Raw genomic sequence first — 14,571 nt, 5'->3', positions numbered from 1 at the left:
ATGGCAGGAAAAGTATATTTGGTAGGTGCAGGACCCGGAGACGCAAGATTAATTACGGTCAAGGGTTGGGAATGCATTCAATTGGGCGATGTCATTGTGTACGACAGGCTGGCAAGCCCACGCCTCTTGGGACTGATGAAGCCAGGTGCCCAAAAAATATATGTCGGCAAGTTGCCAGATCGTCACACCATGAAGCAAGAGGAAATTAATCAGCTGCTGGTGGATTTGGCCTTGGAGGGCAAAACAGTTGTTCGTCTTAAAGGGGGAGACCCCACTATATTTGGACGAGTCGGCGAGGAAGCCGGGCTATTGCGTAAACACGGTATTTCCTATGAAATTATACCCGGCATCACATCAGCGATCAGTGTGCCCGCCTATGCGGGCATTCCAGTCACACACCGAGATATGGCCTCATCGCTTTCTATCATTACAGGTCATGAAAGTCCGGATAAACTCGACAAAAGTATTCATTGGGATAAAGTGACGAACGCAACGGGCACACTGATCTTTATGATGGGTGTAGCAAAGATCGGCTATATCAGTGAACAGCTCATAAAACACGGCAAGCCGTCAGATACTCCTGTTGCCTTGATCCGTTGGGGGACCCGCGCCGAGCAGGATACGCTGGTGGGTACGCTGGCGGATATTGAAGCTAAGGTGAAAGCCGCGAATTTTCAGCCTCCCGCCGTCATCGTTGTCGGAGAAGTGGTCAATCAACGTGAACAGTTAAAATGGGCTGAGGACATGCCTTTGTTTGGCAAGCGGATTTTAGTTACTCGCGCGCGTGCGCAGGCCAGCAGTCTGGTTCACCGGATTGAAGAGCTTGGTGGCGAGCCTTATGAATTTCCAGTTATTCAGACTGTCGCCCCTTCGGACGAGCCAACCAAACAGGAAATTAAAGAGGCATTTGCACGACTGCCTGAATATGATTGGGTGTTTTTTACCAGCGTTAATGGAGTGGAATACTTTTTCACGCACTTAAAGGAACAGGGCAAGGACGTACGCGCGTTGTTCAAAGCGCGTATTGCCGCAGTCGGACCGGCTACAGCAGCCGCGCTTCGGACGCACGGAATTGCGGCAGAACAGATCGAAGGCCCTTTTCAGGCAGAGGGCTTGCTCGAAGGGTTTGAGCAGGATTTGCAGGCAGGGCAGAATGTATTTCTCCCAAGGGGTGATCTAGCTCGGTCGTGGCTGCCAGAAAAGCTGAGGGAGATGGGCCTTCATGTGACCGAGGCTGATTTGTATCAAACGGTGCTGGCAGCCAAAACACAGGATGACGAGCTCCTCAAGCTGCTTGAGGAACGTGCCATTCACGCGATTACGTTTACGAGTTCCTCAACTGTCACCTTTTTTCTGGAAGCGCTCAGGCAAATGGGGATCCATGATCCGTTGTCGCTGCTGGAGGGAGTTACGATTGCTGTGATCGGTCCTTTGACCGGTGAGACAGCTACCCAAGCCGGTTTGACTGTGAGTTTTATGTCAGAGAAGGCAACCATTGAAAGTCTGATTCAATCGTTATGTGACTGGAAACGATCAAGTACTCTTATGACATTATAATTTTTTGTTTTTGCTAATGAATGTATAAAAAATGGAGGTTTGTATTCATGAGTGTTCCTTTTACTAGACATCGTCGTTTGCGCCAGTCAGCTGCAATCCGCAGTATGGTGCGTGAGACGGTATTGAATCCCGCTGATTTTATCCAACCGATTTACGTAACATTTGGCACTGGGGTGAAACAGGAAATTAGCTCTATGCCAGGTGTATACCGTTTTTCTCTGGATCGGCTGGAGGAAGAACTGAAAGAGATTAGTGAGCTAGGCATTCCCGCCGTGCTCCTGTTTGGCATACCGGAAACAAAAGACAGTGTAGGGACTTCGGCTTTTGTGGACGATGGTATTGTTCAGGAAGCAACTCGTTTGATCAAGTCTCGTTATCCCGAACTGCTGGTTGTGGCTGATACTTGTTTGTGTGAGTTTACGGACCATGGACACTGCGGTATGGTACACATGCATGAGCATGATGGTGAGGTATGCGGTGAAGTATTGAATGATGAATCTCTGGAGGTGCTGGTACGTACAGCCGTTTCTCAGGCCAGAGCTGGTGCGGATATTATCGCGCCATCTAATATGATGGACGGTTTTGTACAGGCGATTCGGCAGGGGCTGGATCTAGAAGGCTTTTCACATATTCCGATTATGTCGTATTCCGTCAAATATGCGTCTGCTTTTTATGGTCCTTTCCGGGAAGCTGCTGATTCTGCACCGCAGTTTGGTGACCGTAAATCCTATCAGATGGATCCTGCTAATGCACGTGAAGCATTGCGAGAAGCGGAATCTGATGTGCTGGAGGGTGCGGATATGCTGATGGTGAAGCCTTCTCTTTCTTACCTGGACGTGATGCGCACGATTAAGGATCAATTTGATCTGCCTATGGTGGCTTACAACGTTAGTGGTGAATATGCCATGGTCAAGGCAGCAGCTCTTCAAGGCTGGATTGATGAAAAAGCAATGGTGCTAGAGATTTTGACAAGCATGAAGCGTGCGGGTGCAGATATGATTATTACCTATTCGGCCAAGGATGCGGCAAGATGGTTGAAGCAATAAGTCTATTTTCAGAAGATAGGAGTGGTCAGATTGATCGATGAACAACGAACAGTGCGCAAGGATACGAACTCCAAAGTAGCCTTCGATGAGGCAAAACAATACATTCCGGGTGGCGTAAACAGCCCGGTACGGGCTTTTAAATCTGTTGGGATTACACCTGTATATATCGACCATGGCGAAGGATCGCACGTATATGATATTGATGGTCAATCCTATTTAGACTATGTATGTTCATGGGGACCGCTTATTATGGGGCATGCACATCCCGAAGTGGTTAAAGCTTTACAGGCTGCTGTTGTAAAAGGAACCAGCTTCGGCGCACCAACGTTGGCAGAAACTGAAATGGCCAAGCTCGTTTGTGAACGTGTTCCTTCCATGGATATTGTACGTATGGTTAACTCCGGAACTGAGGCGACTATGAGTGCGATTCGACTCGCACGCGGATTTACGAGCCGTAGTAAAATTCTTAAATTTGAGGGATCATATCACGGTCATGCGGACAGCTTGCTGATTAAAGCAGGCTCTGGTGTTGCGACCTTAGGCTTGCCCGATAGTCCGGGTGTACCTGAAGTCGTGGCCACCCATACAATCACCGTCCCTTATAATGATTTGGCTTCGGTGAAGCTAGCTTTTGAGAAATTTGGCGAAGAGATTGCCGCAATTATTGTCGAGCCAGTAGCAGGCAATATGGGCGTTGTACCGCCACAGCCTGGATTTTTGGAAGGTTTGCGTGAGGTAACCCAGCAGTACGGAAGTCTGCTGATTTTTGATGAAGTAATGACTGGATTCCGGGTTGGACTTCATTCGGCTCAAGGTCGCTTTGGTGTGACGCCGGATCTTACCTGTCTGGGTAAAGTGATTGGTGGTGGACTCCCTGTAGGTGCTTACGGCGGACGTCGCGATATTCTGGAGCAGATTGCTCCATCGGGACCAATATATCAAGCGGGTACGCTTAGCGGAAATCCGCTGGCTATGGCAGCAGGTTATTCGACACTTAAATTGCTGACGCCAGAAGTATACGATCGTCTGGAAGAGCGGGCAGCAAGGCTTCAAGCCGGATTCGAACGTAATGCGAGCGAGCTGGGTATCCCTGTCACGATCAATCGCGTGGGTTCTATGGTTTGTCCATTTTTTACAGAAGAAAAGGTTGTCAATTTTGACACAGCTAAAACGAGTAATCAGGACCACTTCCGCCGTTACTTTACTGAAATGGTGAATGAGGGAGTTAGTGTGGCACCATCTCAATTTGAGGGTATGTTTGTGTCGGGCGTGCATACGGTAGAGGATATTGATGCTACCATTGAGGCGAACTATCGCGCGCTCAAACGTCTATGAGCTGGCAAGGTGGCTGGAAAAGAAGAGGACCGTGGCTGGAAGTCACGCCAGGACGGGAAGTCACAGACGGGGAAAAAAACAGCGCTGATGCTGTAGAGCAGTGGTTGCTGAATCGTTTGGAATTACCGGAAAAGCTGTGGCGCAGACTGCGTCATGAAAAAGAGATTGAACTTACAGGGGACCGGCTGCGGCTGGCCCTTTTTCCTGTAATGAACTTTGGCATCACCCCTCGTTGGTATGATTTGAAGGTACTGTATGAAGATGATTTTTGCCTGGTAGTGCATAAACCAGCAGGTATGGCAGTACATCCGGACGGCGCTGTGCAGGATGGTCCGCTGACGTTGGATCATGCTGTCGCATCCTACTATGAGATGAATGGCATACATGCGGCGGTACGGCATGTACATCGTCTGGATGTGGATACGACGGGCCCAGTGCTGTATGCCAAAAATGAATTTGCATTGCTCAAGCTGGACGAGCAAATGAGAGCTAAGGATATCGGCCGCAGGTATGTAGCTTTGGTACGAGGGAAAGTACCTCCATCGCTGCGAACGTTGGATTGGCCTATTGGCAAGGACAGGCATCATAAGCAGCGCCGCCGTGTATCTCCGACTGGGCAGAAGGCGGTTACCCATATTGAACTTGGGGAAGTATGGGGAAGCGGTTCAAGTGCAGTGAGTCTCGTATATCTGACGCTGGAGACAGGCCGGACGCACCAGATTCGCGTACATCTTAGTCATGCTGGCTACCCGTTGCTTGGGGATGTATTATACGGGGGGCGGGCTACTGATTTTGGCAGGCAGGCGCTGCACGGAGAGCGTCTTATCTTCTGTCATCCGCTGAGTGGCGAAACGATTACCGTGGAGGATGCTTGGCCGGATGATTTTCAAAAGCTGCACAAACAGCTATAAAAGATGGCATGCCTTCTATTTTGGCGCATATACTTGAACCTAGAAACGGTTTGCAATATGGAGTTTCCGTGCGCCTGACCAGAAGTCAGAGGATGTGCGGAGACTGCCCAAAGGAGGATGCCATCCTTGAACAAACAACAGAATGATCAGCCGCAAGGCTTGCGTTTTGATATTTATGAACGCATTCATTTGACGGAGGAAGCTGCCGGGATTGCTGAGTTGGAGGAAATTGAGCTTCTGCCACGCATTCAGGTTGTAACCCACGGCGACCATGCCGCTTTGCGAGGGCATTTGCTGCTGGAGGGCGTGTACCGCACACCTGAACAGATCACGAGCGAGCTTCATCATTTGATCCCTGTGGAAATTACCATTCCGCTAAACCGCGTAGGGAGATTGGAAGATATCTCTGTCGAGATTGAAAATTTTGATGTGGACCTGCTCTCTTTACGTAGTCTAAACATTACAGGTGTTCTTTCTTTGCATGGCGTGGAAAGCTCGCACGCGGAGGAGACGGCGGTCTGGCTGGATGAGGAATTTACCGTAGTGCATGCACCTGAGCATCCGGTTCAATCCCTTCCCGCCGATGGAGAGCATCGCCATGCAGAGGCCTATTCTACCAATGACTCGACCTCCAATTTTACAGACCCTGAAACTTCCTACAGAGTGCCAGCACAACAGGAGTCCGTTTCATGGGAACAGCTGTCTGAGGGCCATGGAGAACAGAAGGCATCGTCGGAACAGCAAGCTTATGAGTCGGCAGTAGATTCTAACCGGTTCTATGAGCCTTGGACGGGTAAAGCAGTTGAAGACAGCTCTCCCGAGGTCAAGCATGAGCATGGGTCTCCGGAAGTGTGGGGATTTCAGCAAGAGGAAGCATGGACAAGGGGGAATGAACCTAAAGTATCTTCCGCATCTCCCAATGTAGTATATGACCCTTTGTTGAATGAACCGCATCCTGCCACGGAGTCCGAGGTCTATCTGGAGCCACAGTTGGAGGCGAGTCAAGTAGATAACTCCGACTTCAGGCCTGAAGCGTCAGAACAGGTGAACCACGAGGCCCATGACACCTTTACTGAGGATAAGCCAGAGATGCGTGTGGCGCTTAACAGTAAAAAGGATGAAGGGGCAGACGAGCCAGACCCGGTTGTCTACTCATCATTGCTCCAATCCAGCCGTTCGGTGAAGGAAGCCGAATACCAGCAGCAATTGGAGCAGGAGCCGCAGGATCAGGATCAGAAAGCCGAAGAAGAGCGGGAGAATGCCAAGTGGAAGAACCTTTTTTTTCATACACAAGATGAAACACCTTTTCGCAAGGTGCGCTTATGCATTGTACAGCGCGAGGATACACTGGAAACCATAGCTGACCGTTATCAGCTCAGCACACGTGAGCTTCAACTGTATAACAGATTGGCGGAGCATCATGTGGAAGAAGGACAGGTATTGTACATCCCTTGATCCGGTTGCTGAAAAATGCACAGCGGGTGTTGACTATAGTCAATGGGAAATGTATGATGTGGTATAGTTATTGAAAGACTGAGATCGGGAAGAGTAGGCAGCAAGCCCTTCAGAGAGTGGAATTGCAGCGCTGTGAGGTTCCGCAGGAAGCTACTGGCCGAAGTCACCCGGGAGTCGCCTGTTTGAACGGTTCCTCATTTAATTCCTACGGAAGATAAGAGGTTCACGGTAGAATAAGGCCGGTCCGCAACCGTTATCTGCATAAAGTGTCACACCATGTGTAATGGATCAGTGGATACATACACTAGGGGTGAAACAAAGGTGGTACCGCGAGAGAACAGCCTTTCGTCCTTTGAGGATGAAGGGCTTTTTTTATTTGCCAATTGAAAAATCATGGAGGTATCCTGATATGTCAGAACAAGACAACAAGACAACCTTGGAAATGCCAACAACGTACGATCCAAAATCAGCAGAACAAAAATGGTACAAAACGTGGATGGAGAAGGGCTATTTCCGCGCCGGGCAACATCCAGAGGCAGAGCCTTTTACAATCGTTATTCCACCACCGAATGTTACAGGTATGTTGCATATTGGACATGCTCTTGACTTTACTTTGCAGGATATTATTATTCGCGCCAAGCGGATGCAGGGTTATGATGCCTTGTGGCTGCCAGGGGCAGACCATGCGGGTATTGCTACCCAAACAAAGGTAGAGCAAAAGCTGCGTGAAGAAGGCCTGACACGTTATGATTTGGGCCGCGAGAAGTTTTTGGAGAAAGTGTGGGAGTGGAAGGAACTTTATCTGGATAATATCCATAATCAATGGGAAAAGATGGGTTTCTCTCTCGATTATTCTCGTGAGCGTTTTACGTTGGATGAGGGACTGTCCCAAGCGGTACGCGAGGTATTCGTTACACTGTACAAGAAGGGTCTGATTTATCGCGGTAAACGCATCATTAACTGGGACCCCGCTGCACGTACTGCATTATCGGACATTGAGGTGGAATACAAAGAGGTGAACGGAAATCTGTATCACCTGCAATATCCACTGAAAGACGGTAGCGGATTTATTACGGTAGCTACTACACGTCCTGAAACGATGCTGGGCGATACAGCAGTAGCTGTACACCCGGAAGATGAACGCTACAAGCAAATGATTGGCAAAACGCTTGTGCTCCCAATCATCGGACGGGAAATTCCGGTCATTGCGGATGACTACGTTGATAAAGATTTCGGTAGCGGCGCGGTTAAAATTACACCGGCTCACGACCCGAATGACTTTGAAATGGGACAACGTCACCAGCTGCCACAAATTACGGTGATGGACGAAACGGGAACGATGAATGCCGAAGCAGGCAAATATCAGGGCCTTGATCGTAGCGATTGCCGTAAGCAAATCGTCGCTGATCTGAAAGAGCAAGGCGTACTGATTCGTATTGAAGAGCACGTACACCAAGTAGGCCACAGTGAGCGTACAGGTGTAGTTGTAGAACCTTATCTGTCCACACAATGGTTTGTGGAAATGAAGCCTCTGGCAGCTAAAGCGATTGAAGTGCAGAAGGCTGGCAACGGGGTAAACTTTGTACCGGATCGCTTTGAACGTACTTATCTGCATTGGATTGAAAATGTGCGTGACTGGTGTATTTCCCGTCAATTATGGTGGGGGCACCGTATTCCGGCTTGGTACGATGAGGAAACCGGAGAAGTTATTGTATCGGCGGAGGACCCTACAACTTTGCCTGAGTACGCTGGCAGAAAGCTAAAACAGGATGAGGATGTGCTGGATACTTGGTTCAGCTCGGCTTTGTGGCCGTTTTCGACACTGGGCTGGCCTGAGCAGACAGAGGACCTCAAACGCTACTATCCGACTAATGTCTTGGTTACAGGCTATGACATTATTTATTTCTGGGTATCGCGTATGATTTTTACCGCGTTGGAGTTTACGGAAGAGATTCCGTTCAAGGACGTACTTATGCACGGGTTGGTTCGTGATGCGGACGGTAGAAAAATGTCCAAATCCCTCGGCAACGGTGTTGATCCGCTCGATGTGATTGACCAATATGGTACCGATGCCATGCGTTATATGATTTCCACCAGTAGCACGCCTGGGCAAGACCTTCGTTTCCGCTGGGAGCGGGTGGAGCAGGCCCGTAACTTTGCCAATAAAATCTGGAATGCGTCACGCTTTGCGCTGATGAATCTGGAAGGCGTCACTTCGGCAGATATAGACATTACTGGTGACTTGAGCACCGCTGATCGTTGGATCCTGCATCGTCTAAACGAAACTTCACGCGACATCACGCGTCTAATAGATGCTTATGAATTTGGCGAGACAGGCCGCCTTCTGTATAACTTTATTTGGGATGATTTGTGCGACTGGTACATTGAGTTTGCGAAGCTTTCCCTATATGGCGACAATGCAGAGGCGAAAAAGAAAACGCAATCCGTACTTGCATATGTATTGGATCGGACGCTGCGCATGATTCATCCGTTCATGCCGTTTATCTCTGAGGAAATATGGCAGCATCTCCCGCATGAGGGAGAAACGATTACACTGGCCGCTTGGCCTGTTTATGATCCGGCTTTTGAGGATAAGGATGCAGTCGCTGAAATGAATTTGCTGATCGACGTAATTCGCGCTGTACGCAATATCCGCGCTGAAGTCAACGTGCCGATGAGTAAGAAAATTGAATTACTCATAAAACCCGGCGATCAAGCCGTTCTCGATATCATTAACCGCAATGGGGAATATGTACGTAGATTCTGTAATACGTCTGAATTCGACGCAGGATTAGAATTCACCGTTCCAGATAAAGCGATGACATCTATAGTTAGCGGCGCAGAGCTATACCTGCCGCTGGCCGGACTGCTTGATATTGCCCAGGAAATTAGCAGACTGGAAAAAGAACTTCAGCATTTGAACAGTGAAGTGGAGCGCGTGGAGAAAAAGTTATCTAACCAAGGCTTTGTGGCGAAGGCACCAGCTAAAGTCATCGAGGAAGAAAAGGCCAAGCAAGCCGATTACTCAGATAAGCGCGCTAAAGTTATCGCACGTATTGAAGAACTCAAGGGATAATTTCACTCACAATAAAATGACCTGAAGGTGAAGAGGATGTCAGATACGATCAGGGGCGGAGATACGGCTCCTTTACAAAGCTATGATGAAGCAGTGGAATGGATTAACGGCTTGATTCCGTTTGGCATCAGACCCGGATTGGAACGAATTGAACAGCTAATGAGTAAGTTGGGTGATCCGCAACGACATCTGAAGTTTGTGCATATTGCGGGAACCAACGGTAAAGGCTCGACTTGTGCCTTTCTGACCTCTGTGCTACTGAAATGTGGGTACGATGTCGGAACTTTTACATCTCCGTACATCACCCGATTTACGAACCGTTTTCAATTCAATGGGACCGATATTCCCGATGAAACGCTGGTTTTGCTTGCCAATCGCTTGTATCCGTTGGTGAAAGAAATCGCAGATAGTGAATTGGGATCACCTACGATGTTTGAGGTATCGACAGCGTTGGCTATTTTATACTATGCTACGGTATCTTTCCCAGATGTTGTGGTATGGGAGACAGGTCTCGGGGGAAGGATGGATGTAACTAATATCGTGAGTCCAATCGTCTCGGTTATTACGAATGTCGGCTATGATCATACGGATATTTTGGGAGATACGCTCGAACAGATTGCAAGGGAAAAGGCTGGTATCATCAAACCAGGTGTACCTGTCGTCAGCTGTGTTTCCCAACCCGAGGCTATTCAGGTCATACGTGAAACGGCGGCAAAGCAAGGAGCTACCTTGTACCTGGCAGGAGAACAGTTTACGTATGAACGGCTAAATGGGGATGAAACAGCTCAGACCTTTTCATTCGCGGGGCCCTTCCGACATATGGAAATTGACATCACGTTGTTAGGCGAGCACCAATGTTCTAATGCGGCAGGAGCTATGATGGCACTTGAGGTCCTACGTCAGTATATGGCTTTTGTGTTGGATGATGCAGAACTGCTGGAGGGCTTTAGGCAAACTGCCTGGGCAGGGCGTCTCGAACAAGTCAGTACCTCGCCGAGGATTGTCCTTGATGGAGCTCATAATCCAGAAGGAGCACAGACGCTGGCCAAGAGTCTTCCTCAAGTGTATTCGTACAAAAAATTGGTTTTAATGATGGGGATGCTGTCAAACAAGCATCATGAAGCATACTTGCAGCATATACTGCCACTAGTGGATACGCTTATCCTGACCGAGCCCGATTTTCGCCGCAAAATGAATGCCGCTGAATTGGCTCATCTCGTGGAGAAGCTGCGGCCGTCTTATGCCAAAACGGATTTAAAAATAATTGTAGAAGGTGACTGGAAAAAGGCTCTTGGCCTGCTTCAGTCACATACGGAAGCGGAAGATCTGGGGGTGGTGTCCGGCACGCTGTACCTTATTGCGGATGTACGGGCTACCCTTATGTATCAAACCGATTCGGAAAAAGGTTGGTGAAATTTGTTGATTACTTCGGAACATGTTCATTTTATCGGTATCGGCGGCTACGGGATGAGCGCGATTGCTCGGGTCATGCTGGAGATGGGTTATACCGTGACTGGCTCAGATGTGGCATCACAAGAGCTGACAGAAAAACTGGCGGCAAAAGGCGCAAAAATATATATTGGACACACGCCTGAGCATATTGCAGGCGCGGATATCGTCGTCTATTCAACAGCATTGTCACGTGACAATGTGGAGCGGGTGGCAGCGGAGGAATTGAATATTCCAACTCTGCACCGTTCGCAGATGCTGGCTCGCTTGCTTAACGAACGTAAGGGAATAGCTGTTGCGGGTGCGCACGGTAAAACGACAACCTCTTCCATGATCGCTCTGGTTATGGAGAGATGTAACGTTGATCCAACGTATATTATTGGCGGCGAAATCACGAATTTGGGAACGAATGCCAAAGCAGGTAAAAGCGAGTTTGTCGTTGCTGAGGCGGATGAGAGTGATGGTTCTTTCCTGCAATATCATCCTTGGCAAGGCATCGTAACCAATATTGAAGCGGATCATTTGGAAAATTACGATGGCGACTTTAATCGTCTGAAAAGTGCCTATGTACAGTTTTTGAGTCAAATTCGACCGGATGGGGCGGCTATTGTATGCGCAGATGATCAGAACATCCGGGAAATGCTGCCTCAACTCCAGACTCGGGTCATTACTTATGGAGTGGAGCATGAAGCGGATTATATGGCGACAGATATCCAATTAGGTGACCGTCGATTAAGCTTCACTATGAGCCGCAAGGGAACAGCACTCGGAACGATCGAACTATCAGTGCCGGGTAAACATAACATGTATAATGCGATGGCGACTGTGATTTCATGTTTGGAAGCAGGGATTCCATTCGATCAAATCGCTGCGACAATTGTGGAATTTCACGGCGCGAAGCGTCGTTTTCAAGTACTAGGTGAAAGCAATGACATACTGATTATTGATGACTATGCGCATCACCCAACAGAGATTGAGGCTACGATTAGCGCAGCGAGAGCGACTGGCAAACGTATTATTGCTGTATTCCAGCCGCAACGCTATAGCCGCACCTTTTTCCTGCTCGATGCGTTCAGCCGCGCGTTTAGCGAGGCTAGTGAAGTCATAATTACCGATATTTATTCACCAGCGGGAGAAAAACAGATTGAAGGCGTGCATTCTTCCAAGCTCGTGGATTTAATCGTCCAAAACAGCAATGCGAATGCAATCTATTTGCCGACCAAAGAAGCTGTGATCGAAGAGTTGAAAGATCGCTTACAGCCGGGTGATCTTGTGCTGACGATGGGAGCGGGAGATATCTGGAAAGCAGGTGACGCGTTAGCGCGCCATCTTCGCGGACAGCAAGTGTAATACGTATAAAAATGAGCTGTTACGCCAATGAATTACATTTATTCGAGGGTATTCCGAACACGACTGTGTTTCGGGATACCCTTTTTTTGTAATGCTGGGGCATATATTCTTAGCTTGACTCATACAACAGACTATGAGGAAGTATGGGACAAGGAGGGAGTGCATCCATGAACAAGACCAAGATGACATTCCGGTTCGACCAACAGTTGCCGGAGACAAGCCGGGAGGATAAGCTACAGGTGCTTCCGTACAAAAATGAGTCGATTACGAACGAACAGCGTGAAACTGATAACTCGCATAAAGGAACGGAACGGAACAGAGGAATGAAGAAAAATACTGTAGCTACGCAAGAATCAGAGATCAACGAGCCTGAGGATCTGAACAAACGCATTTCAAGTCGGCGTTTTGCTCCAACATTAAGAGTACAAGAGGGATGGGATGACCCCTTTGGTCGTTCGGCGGCTTCCTGGTCAGATGCGGAAGTTCTACCAGATAGCCTGGAAGAGGATGAGGAAGCTTATCATTCTGTCCAAGAGTACAGAAAGCGTCCGCCCCACCCTTCAAGATGGAAACTGGTTGGCTCTGTAGCCAGCGCGCTGGTGACCGGAGGCATGTTTGGATATATTATGTTGTTACTGTTTAACGGAGGAGGCATGGTCCCGGGATCAGATCCTTCAGTAGAGGAGGCAGTACCGGTCTTTAAAGAATCTGTTGGTGTGGATGCAATATCTGCAAAAGAGAATTCTGTCCCTGTCACTGTCATAGAGGCTCAGGTACCTCCACAAATCTACTATTTGCTGCAATATGGGGTTTTCAGCACTCCAGAACGGGCCTTACAAGCAAAAGAAGAACTGTTGAAGGCAGGCATTGCAGCAGGAGGGGATACCGAGGACCAAAACCGGGTATATGCAGGAATATCGCCGGATAGGGAGCAAGCCAAGTTGCTCAGCAATCAGTTGAAAACACAAGGAGTCGATTTGTATGTTCGTGAGCTTGAATTACCTGGATTCGAAAAAGCAGCTTACGGAGGCGAAGGTGATAAACTCACTAGCTTTTTTCAGTTAAGCAGTTCATTGGTGGGTAAGTTGAGCGGACTTTCCTCAACCTTGCTCGGAGAAGGAGGTCCGAATACGGTGCCAGCCTCCGACATGAAGGAGCTGAACGACCTGCATCAGCAGTGGACACAAAATATCACTGCACTTCCCACTGGGCTTTCGAAGGAAGCGGCTGTCTCCGCAACCTCACTTGAAAAGGCGATGAACAGTGCGATCTCTGCAATTGGGGAATATAACAAGAACACAGCCAAGGAACACATTTGGGAGATTCAATCCTCCATGATGGAATATGTTTTGCGTGAGAGGGAATTTATCCAATTCATAAAACAATAAGCTAACCATATTTTCCGGCAAGGAACTGGAAATAGTTCCCCATGCCGGATTTCTGTTTGTATTGCAGTACAAATCACCGTATAATAATGAAGGTGTCAAAAAATGGCGAGGGAAGATCAGGATGAAAAAAAATGTAGGAATGCTTATACTGTTTTTGTTGCTCGGTTGGCTCTTGGGTGCATGGATTGCCAAAGCCCTTCAATCGATCAAGTTCCTTTCCTTTCTGACCCACCCCACTAGGATATCTTGGTCGCCGAGAGCGGACCTGGATATTATCAGCTACAACATAACGATAAATTTTGAATTGAGCCTGCTTAGTCTGATCGGCATCATTGCCGCGTTCTGGCTGTACCGCAGGCTCTAACTGATGAAAAGGAGCTTCCCTTATGGACGGGAAAATTACGCCCCGCATTATTCTGGCATCGACTTCACCAAGAAGGAAGGAATTGCTCGCATTTTTGAGATTCCCCTTTGAGGTGGTGCCGAGTCATGCGGATGAGAGCACGCCTGAGAGCTGGACGCCTCAGCAAATCGTGGAGACCCTTGCGGCACGCAAAGCCGAAGCGGTCGTGAACACTGCCGCTCAGTCGAAGGAAGCCGGACTGGTGATTGGCAGTGATACCATTGTCGTGCTGGATGGTTCGGTATTGGGCAAGCCTGCCGACCATGCGGACGCGGTTCGCATGCTGACTGCATTGCAGGGAAGGACACACCGTGTGTACACCGGGGTAGCCTGCATACATACCGGAACCGGCGAAATGCTTGTCAGACATCGCCAAACGGAGGTTACAATGAAGCCTCTGAGTCAAGAGCAAATTGTGGCATACGTGAATACTGGTGAACCGTCTGACAAAGCAGGAGCGTATGGCATTCAAGGCATGGGTGCTACGCTGGTGGAATCTATTCAGGGTTGTTATTTTAACGTCGTAGGATTGCCGCTTTCCTTGCTGTCGGACATGCTGTCCGATTTTGGAGTGAATGTGTTGCGTCCATAAAGGGGATAA

General features: G+C 48.6%; 11 protein-coding genes. All 11 read left to right on the top strand.

The features are described 5' to 3' along the window. The 11 genes from cobA to MKX30_RS08200 all read left to right on the top strand — a co-directional run bounded on the left by cobA (window position 1) and on the right by MKX30_RS08200 (window position 14,562). Entirely contained in the window at window positions 1-1,557 is a 1,557-nt protein-coding gene (gene cobA, locus MKX30_RS08250) for a uroporphyrinogen-III C-methyltransferase (protein WP_076264949.1), read from the top strand. A gap of 47 nt (window positions 1,558-1,604) precedes the next feature. Next, window positions 1,605-2,603 carry a porphobilinogen synthase gene (gene hemB, locus MKX30_RS08245; protein WP_028541574.1) on the top strand — a complete coding sequence of 333 codons (999 nt, stop codon included), beginning with the start codon at window positions 1,605-1,607 and terminating at the stop codon, window positions 2,601-2,603. 30 nt (window positions 2,604-2,633) lie between these two features. Next, a complete protein-coding gene (hemL, locus tag MKX30_RS08240) occupies window positions 2,634-3,938 on the top strand; it encodes a glutamate-1-semialdehyde 2,1-aminomutase (protein ID WP_076264950.1) in 1,305 nt (434 codons plus the stop codon). Continuing rightward, window positions 3,935-4,849, top strand: coding sequence for an RluA family pseudouridine synthase (locus MKX30_RS08235; protein ID WP_076264951.1), 915 nt, complete (start codon window positions 3,935-3,937; stop codon window positions 4,847-4,849). Before hemL ends, MKX30_RS08235 begins: the two co-directional genes overlap by 4 nt. 126 nt (window positions 4,850-4,975) lie before the next feature. Continuing rightward, window positions 4,976-6,304 carry a LysM peptidoglycan-binding domain-containing protein gene (locus MKX30_RS08230; protein ID WP_076264952.1) on the top strand — a complete coding sequence of 443 codons (1,329 nt, stop codon included), beginning with the start codon at window positions 4,976-4,978 and terminating at the stop codon, window positions 6,302-6,304. A 409-nt stretch (window positions 6,305-6,713) separates the two neighbouring features. Further along, the gene (locus MKX30_RS08225; protein ID WP_023989958.1) at window positions 6,714-9,380 is read left to right on the top strand and encodes a valine--tRNA ligase; all 2,667 of its coding nucleotides are present in this window, start codon (window positions 6,714-6,716) and stop codon (window positions 9,378-9,380) included. A gap of 36 nt (window positions 9,381-9,416) precedes the next feature. Then, on the top strand, window positions 9,417-10,793 hold the full coding sequence (locus tag MKX30_RS08220; protein ID WP_023989957.1) for a bifunctional folylpolyglutamate synthase/dihydrofolate synthase: 1,377 nt from the start codon (window positions 9,417-9,419) through the stop codon (window positions 10,791-10,793). A gap of 6 nt (window positions 10,794-10,799) precedes the next feature. Next, a complete protein-coding gene (gene murC / locus MKX30_RS08215) occupies window positions 10,800-12,179 on the top strand; it encodes a UDP-N-acetylmuramate--L-alanine ligase (protein WP_013311605.1) in 1,380 nt (459 codons plus the stop codon). Window positions 12,180-12,346: 167 nt separating this feature from the next. Next, window positions 12,347-13,567, top strand: coding sequence for an SPOR domain-containing protein (locus MKX30_RS08210; RefSeq protein ID WP_341062709.1), 1,221 nt, complete (start codon window positions 12,347-12,349; stop codon window positions 13,565-13,567). Between the two features lie 121 nt (window positions 13,568-13,688). Further along, window positions 13,689-13,931, top strand: a complete 243-nt coding sequence (locus MKX30_RS08205; protein ID WP_023989955.1) for a DUF4321 domain-containing protein — start codon at window positions 13,689-13,691, stop codon at window positions 13,929-13,931. Window positions 13,932-13,953: 22 nt separating this feature from the next. Then, window positions 13,954-14,562, top strand: coding sequence for a Maf family protein (locus tag MKX30_RS08200; protein ID WP_053325966.1), 609 nt, complete (start codon window positions 13,954-13,956; stop codon window positions 14,560-14,562). The last annotated feature ends 9 nt before the right edge of the window (window positions 14,563-14,571 follow it).

Source organism: Paenibacillus sp. FSL P2-0173, from assembly GCF_038008045.1.
GTDB lineage: Bacteria > Bacillota > Bacilli > Paenibacillales > Paenibacillaceae > Paenibacillus > Paenibacillus polymyxa_B.
Note: the sequence above shows the minus strand (reverse complement) of the source record. Positions and strands in the feature narration are given on the sequence as shown.